We start from the raw sequence: 4,357 nt of genomic DNA, 5'->3' as shown, positions 1-4,357 counted from the left end.
ACTGATACTGTTCATTCTCAAAATACGCATTGATGTGCTGCAAACCATTCGTCAGAATAATTTCTTTAGCTCCGATGATGGAATTATACCTTGCCGTCTGTTCAAATGTCTTCTCTGTTAATTTCACAGACGGAGCCTTGCATTCAACCAAAATCTTGGGTTGCGCTTTTTCCGTGATTAAAAGATCAACTCTTTTCGTTAAGCCGTTTAAAACGATCTTTTTTTCCGTAATCAATGCGGACGTAGAGTAGGACTTCACCGTCAGATAATAATGGATCCAGTGTTGGCGTACCCATTCTTCAGGAGTGAGCAAAAGGTAAGTTTTACGAACCAAATCATAAATAAAAAACTTATCTTTGTCTTTCTTGAATTTAAAATCAAAAGTTTCCTGAAAATTCAGTTTTGGAAGTTCCATTTATAAGATGAAAGAATTAGATTTAATCCTCAAAAATATTAAAAATAAAGAAGTTTTACCTATTTATTTTTTCCACGGAGAAGAACCTTACTTCATTGATGTAGCTGTAAAAGCCCTTGAGCATGACTTTTTGGAGGAGGATGAAAAAGCTTTCAACCAGACGGTAGTGTACGGAAAAGACACTTCCTATCAGGAAATCCTTTCATTGGCAAGACAATTTCCGATGATGGGGGATAAGCAGGTAATCATCGTAAAGGAAGCTCAGGATTTAAAGCTGAATGAAGAGGAAAACAGGATTCTGGAATCGTATGCAGAAAACCCTGTTCCTTCCACGGTATTGGTTTTTGCCCATAAGCACAAGAAACTGGACAGCCGTAAAAAAGCAGCCAAAGCATTAGACAAAGCCAAAGCCCTTTTCCTGAGTGAATCTATCAAAGAAAATAATCTTCCGAAGTGGATTGCCGATGAATGCATCAGCCTTAATATAAAAACAGCCCCTAATATTTCCCATCTTCTGGCAGAATACCTTGGAAATGATCTTTCAAGGATTGCCAATGAGCTGAATAAGCTGAAGATCGTTCTCCGGGAAGGAGAGGTTTTGGATGGGACCATCATTGAGAACCATATCGGGATCAGTAAAGAATACAATGTTTTTGAACTTCAGAAGGCGTTGGGAACAAAAAATGCCAATGCAGCATTCAAAATTGCCCATTTTATGGGAAAGAATCCAAAGAACAATCCTTTTGTGATGATGTTGGCGAGCCTGTATAACTATTTTTCCAATGTGATTGTATATCAAACAATGATCGGGCAGCCGCCACAAACCATAGCTTCACAAATGGGAATTAACCCTTATTTTATTAAAGACTATACGGAAAGTGCAAGGCTTTATCCTTTGAAACATGCTACCCGTGTGATTTCTATTTTAAGGGAATTCGATATGAAAGGAAAAGGATTGGGTGCTGTGAATATGAGCGAAGCAGAACTCATCAAGGAGCTGGTGTATAAGATTATTCATGTGGATAAGATTAAGATGAAGGTGTAGTTGTGGGAGAGTTGAGCACGGAGTGTTTGTGAGTACAACAGGTATTTTAAATTATTAAATGTATTGTATTTATATGAATAAAAATATTTTCCTGATTGTATTACTTATGTTTTTGCTTAATTGCACGGTACGAAATGTTGAAAATACTACTAAAAGTGATCATTATGAGCTGAACAGATCTGTGGATCAGAAAGCCGTACTCATTTTATTTCCCTGCTTTCCCTGTGATATTGAACATACAAAAACCGAAGCAGGCTTTTTAAAAGATTTACAAAAAGAAGGTATTACCACCTTGCTTTTAGACTATAATCAAAAACTGTTTTTAACGGAAGCTGAAAAGGAAAAAATCGCTGGAAGATTAAATTCAATAGTTGACCGACATAATATAGAAAGGAAGAATATTTTCATCGGTGGTTTTTCCAGTGGAGGAAATATAGCGCTTTTAATTTCTGCATATTTGAAAAAAAATAATAATCCCCTTCAGCCCAAAGGAGTCTTTGTAGTAGATTCTCCTATCGATCTGGAACAGCTTTATCATAATGCCCAAAGGGATGTGGCAACCAATGTAGACGCTGAAGCCGTAGAAGAAGGGAAATTTCTAATGGCTCTTTTTGAAAAAGATTTAGGAAAGCCTGATGAATATCCGGAAAAATATAAAACAGCCTCACCCTATCTTATCTCTTCTAATTCAATTGAGAATATTCAATATTTAAGAGAGGTTAAAACCAGATTCTACTGTGAGCCGGATCTTGAATGGCAAAGACAGAATAAAGGAAGAAAGTTTGAAGATCTCAATGCTTTTGTCCTTAAAAAGGGCAACGAATCCTTGTTTAATTTGGGAAACCTCAAAACAGAATATATAGAAACTAAAAACCGTGGCATAAGGGCCAATGGTAAGAAGCATCCTCATTCCTGGAATATTGTGGAACGTGAGGAATTGTTGAAATGGATGAGGGAATGAGTTGGTCTTATGCCCTATATTTTGAACTTTAATCAGTTAAACCAAGAAGATCTTCATTCCCAAAAATTGTTCATCGACAATCCGCATATCTCTTATTGACAACTATCATTAAAATAACTTTAATAAGACAGTAAAAATTACGAAATTAGCAGTCTTAATTTAATTAAATCTTTTTCGAACAATAAATTATGGAGCAAAATATTTTAGATTGTGTGATCATCGGATCCGGGCCTTCAGGTTTTACAGCGGCAATTTATGCAGCAAGAGCAGATTTGAAACCTGAATTGTATACAGGTCTGGAGCCGGGCGGACAATTAACCACTACCACGGAAGTAGACAATTTTCCGGGATATCCTGCCGGGATCACGGGTCCTGAAATGATGATGGATTTACAGAAGCAGGCAGAAAGATTCGATACTAAAGTGCATTACGAAATGATCACTAAAGTAGAACTTTCTAAAGAAGTGGGCGGAGTTCATAAATTATATGCAGGAAACAAAGAAATTTTTGCTAAAACCGTTATTATTTCTACCGGAGCAACAGCTAAATATCTAGGTCTTGATGATGAGAAAAAATATGCAGGAGGAGGCGTTTCCGCTTGTGCTACGTGCGACGGTTTCTTCTATAAAGGGAAAGATGTAGTGGTAGTGGGAGCAGGAGATACGGCAGCAGAAGAAGCTACTTACCTTGCCAAACTTTGTAAAAAAGTGACCATGCTGGTAAGAAAAGATGTGTTCAGAGCTTCCAAAGCAATGATCCACAGAGTGGAAAATACGCCGAATATTGAAGTGAAGTTCCACCATGAGCTAATCGGGATTGAAGGAGAGAACAGCCTTGTGGAAAGAGCAGTGGTGATCAACAACCAGACTCAGGAAACATCTACGATAGATGTAGACGGAATCTTCATCGCGATCGGTCACAAACCGAATACGGATATCTTCGTAGGACAGATTAACCTGGATGAGAACGGATATATCCTTACAGAAAAAGGTTCTACAAGAACGAACCTTCCGGGAGTTTTTGCGGCAGGAGATGTTCAGGACCATATCTACAGACAGGCGATTACAGCAGCTGGAAGCGGATGTATGGCGGCAATGGATGCTGAAAAGTATTTGGCGGAATTACATTAATATTCAACTTAAAAATATAAAACGCACCTTTGGGTGCGTTTGTCTTTATAGCATGAGAAATTTGCTGTATATTTTCATCGGAGGCGGAGCAGGAAGTATATTAAGGTACCTGATCTCCAATTACACCCAGAAACTCTGGAACATCAGCTCGTTCCCGATGGGAACTTTCCTGGTGAATATTACGGGCTGTCTCCTGATCGGGTTTCTGACTTCGTATTTTATGAAGAATGATAATTCGTTGAAATTTCTTTTGATTACGGGACTTTGCGGTGGCTACACAACTTTCTCCACCTTTTCTGCGGAAAATTATTCCTTATGGCAGAACCAGCAGTACGGAACTTTGTTTTTATATGCAGGGTTAAGCGTGGTGTTAGGATTCTGTGCAGTGATTGCAGGGATGAAGCTTCAAAGTATAGGATAATATTTATCTATGATAAAAAAAGATTCGGCGCAAACGAAGTTTGCGCCGAACCTTTTTTATGTATTTTCTGTAAAACTATAAAACAAAAGTTATCACTAACGCTTCATCCAATCAACTTGTTGATTGCCTTCTTTGCTTTCTTACAATATTTATCCGCATGATAAAACCTTTGCGATAAATGTTTCTTCTTCTGAGTGGGTGTGACCTTAATAAAATAATTCACCTGATTTTTAGCCTATTATTAAGCTTTATTAAAATTTCTTATCCAAAAGTTTTGGTGAAAAAGAAAAACGTTCTATATTTGCACCACTGAAAACGAAGGCACAGCCTGAGTTGAAGGAGAGTTGGCAGAGTGGTCGATTGCGGCAGTCTTGAAAACTGTTGA

Annotated in this window: 5 protein-coding genes; 4 read left to right on the top strand and 1 reads right to left on the bottom strand. The window is 37.8% G+C overall.

The window, feature by feature from the left end:
- Positions 1-415 (bottom strand): type I restriction enzyme HsdR N-terminal domain-containing protein (locus ACGHIN_RS16725; RefSeq protein ID WP_390456186.1); only part of this gene is annotated, 415 nt, incomplete at its 3' end.
- 7 nt (positions 416-422) lie between these two features.
- On the opposite strand from ACGHIN_RS16725, the gene holA reads away from it, so the two are divergent.
- The 4 genes from holA (at position 423) to crcB (ending at position 3,972) form a co-directional block, all read left to right on the top strand.
- A complete protein-coding gene (holA, locus tag ACGHIN_RS16720) occupies positions 423-1,460 on the top strand; it encodes a DNA polymerase III subunit delta (RefSeq protein WP_390456183.1) in 1,038 nt (345 codons plus the stop codon).
- A 73-nt stretch (positions 1,461-1,533) separates the two neighbouring features.
- Positions 1,534-2,421: a hypothetical protein gene (locus tag ACGHIN_RS16715; protein ID WP_390456180.1), complete on the top strand. Its 888-nt coding sequence runs from the start codon at positions 1,534-1,536 to the stop codon at positions 2,419-2,421.
- 188 nt (positions 2,422-2,609) lie between these two features.
- Positions 2,610-3,551, top strand: coding sequence for a thioredoxin-disulfide reductase (gene trxB / locus ACGHIN_RS16710; RefSeq protein ID WP_390456177.1), 942 nt, complete (start codon positions 2,610-2,612; stop codon positions 3,549-3,551).
- A 52-nt stretch (positions 3,552-3,603) separates the two neighbouring features.
- Positions 3,604-3,972, top strand: coding sequence for a fluoride efflux transporter CrcB (gene crcB / locus ACGHIN_RS16705; protein ID WP_390456174.1), 369 nt, complete (start codon positions 3,604-3,606; stop codon positions 3,970-3,972).
- Positions 3,973-4,357 lie beyond the last annotated feature (385 nt).

It is taken from the genome of Chryseobacterium barbadense (assembly GCF_042849955.1).
Classification (GTDB): Bacteria; Bacteroidota; Bacteroidia; order Flavobacteriales; family Weeksellaceae; genus Chryseobacterium.
This window is presented reverse-complemented; position numbering and strand designations above follow the sequence as displayed.